General features: G+C 64.8%; 2 protein-coding genes. Both read left to right on the top strand.

Annotated elements, in window-relative coordinates; translation table 11 throughout:
* On the top strand, nt 1-910 hold a 910-nt coding region (locus tag EN745_RS34380), incomplete at its 5' end, for a UxaA family hydrolase (RefSeq protein ID WP_148669379.1).
* A 50-nt stretch (nt 911-960) separates the two neighbouring features.
* The coding region (locus EN745_RS34375; RefSeq protein ID WP_145992319.1) for an aldo/keto reductase at nt 961-1,818 on the top strand (858 nt) is incomplete at its 3' end.

Below are 1,818 nucleotides of genomic sequence, written 5' to 3'. Positions count from 1 at the left end.
GGGTTGCGAGGTCAATCAGTTGACCCTTTACGGCCAGAAGGGTGTCGCCGCGGGCAAGCGCCATTTCAACATCCAGGAAGCCGGCGGCTCGCGCAAATCGGTCGAGAAGGCGATGGGCGTGCTCGCCGAGATCGCCGAGGAAGTCGGTCACCTCAAGCGTGAACCGATTCCGGTCAGCGAGATCGTCGTTGGCCTGCAATGCGGCGGCTCCGATGGCATGTCGGGCATCACCGCCAATCCGGCGCTGGGCGCGGCCGTCGATATCCTCGCCGGCGTCGGCGGCATCGGCATCCTGTCCGAGACGACGGAGATTTACGGCGCCGAGCATCTGTTGGCCTATCGCGCGGCAAGCCCCGATATCGCGGCCAAGCTCGACGGCTATGTGAAGTGGTGGGAGGACCATGTCGCCAAGCACGGCGCCTCGATCGACAACAACCCCTCGCCCGGCAACAAGCGCGGCGGCCTGACCACCATCCTGGAGAAGTCGCTGGGCGCGGTCGCCAAGGGTGGCCAGACGCCGCTCAATGGCGTTTTCGGCTATGCCGAGAAGGTCACCGGCCACGGCCTGGTGTTCATGGACACGCCCGGCTACGATCCGGTCTCCGCCACCGGCCAGGTGGCGGGCGGCGCCAATGTCATTGTCTTCACCACCGGCCGCGGCTCCTGCTTCGGCTGCCGTCCGACGCCCTCGATCAAGGTCGCCACCAACTCGACCATGTACCACCAGATGGAAGAGGACATGGACGTCAATTGCGGCGTCATCGCTTCCGGCGAGAAGACCATCGCTGGCATGGGCCGCGAGATCTTCGAGCTCATCGTTGAGACGGCGTCCGGTCGTAAGACCAAGAGCGAGGCGTTCGGCTACGGCGACAACGAGTTCGTGCCCTGGCACCTCGGCGCGACGCTCTAACCACCGACAAATGATCGCGGGCGACCAGACGGCCCGCAAGGGGAGGCCTTATGAACAAACGCCGGATCGGCACCACTGCGCTCGAGGTCACCGAAATCAGCTTCGGTGGCGCCGCGATCGGCGGGCTCTACCGCGCCTGCCCACGTGAGCCGGCGATGGAAACGCTGCAGACGGCCTGGGATGGCGGCCTGCGCTATTTCGACACCGCGCCCTTCTATGGCTTTGGCCTGTCGGAGCGGCGAACAGGCGATTTCCTGCGCGAGAAGCCGCGCTCGTCCTATGTGTTGTCGACCAAGGTCGGGCGCCTGTTCCACCCCGTGCCGGAAGACCAGGTGCCGGATCATTCCTATGTCGATCCGCTGCCCTTCGCGCTCGACTACGACTATTCCTATGATGGCATCATGCGCTCTGTCGAGTTCAGCTACGCGCGTCTTGGCCTCAACAAGATCGACATCCTGTTCGTCCACGACATCGGCACCTACACGCATGGCGTCGAGAAGACGAAGCTGCATTTCCGCCAGTTCATGGATGGCGGGTTGAAGGCGCTGGAGGAGCTGAAATCGTCCGGCACGATTTCCGCCTACGGCCTCGGCGTCAACGAGGTGCGGATCTGTCTCGATGTGCTCAGCCGGGCGCCGCTCGACTGCATCCTGCTCGCCAGCCGCTATTCGCTCCTCGACCGCAGCGCCGAGGCCGAGTTGCTGCCGCTCTGCCGGCAGCGCCGGACGTCCCTGATCATCGGCGGCGTCTTCAACTCGGGCATATTGGCGACCGGTCCGGTGCATGGCGCGCATTTCGACTACCAGCCGGCGAGCAAGGATATCCTCGACCGCGTCGGCGCGATGGAGCGGATCGCGGCTGACGGCGGCTATCCGCTCGCGGCCGCTGCCTTCCAGTTTCCATTGCAT

The organism is Mesorhizobium sp. M4A.F.Ca.ET.022.05.2.1, assembly GCF_003998845.1.
Classification (GTDB): domain Bacteria; phylum Pseudomonadota; class Alphaproteobacteria; order Rhizobiales; family Rhizobiaceae; genus Mesorhizobium.
The sequence above is the reverse complement of the archived record's forward strand: the minus strand, read 5'-3'. Positions and strand labels throughout refer to the sequence as shown.